Genomic DNA, 272 nt, shown 5'->3' with positions numbered 1-272 from the left:
AAATTACTGTCACCATATAAAAATAGCCCCATATGCCAAATTGAAAGAATGCCAAACCATAAGACAAAGAGATAACGCAGCTTTTGATAACAACGAAGACAAAAATAAAACTGAAATAGTGAAAGGAGATTTAAGCTAAATAAAAATGTGACAGGATATTCATCAGCCCAAAATGTTTGTTTAAAAAACAAAAATAAGGTGAGTTGGCTGACAATACAGAGCAATGTAAAAACACCAATATTTGGACGATACAACCACGGCAGTAATAAAAT

General features: G+C 32.0%; 1 protein-coding gene. It reads right to left on the bottom strand.

What is annotated here, in order from left to right; genetic code table 11:
• Nucleotides 1-272, bottom strand: a 272-nt coding sequence (locus FVA95_RS32395) for a hypothetical protein (protein ID WP_205016074.1), incomplete at both ends; no start/stop codon positions are given.

This window comes from Pseudonocardia sp. EV170527-09, assembly GCF_008369905.1.
In the GTDB taxonomy this organism is placed as follows: Bacteria; Actinomycetota; Actinomycetes; order Mycobacteriales; family Pseudonocardiaceae; genus Pseudonocardia.
Note: the sequence above shows the minus strand (reverse complement) of the source record. Positions and strands in the feature narration are given on the sequence as shown.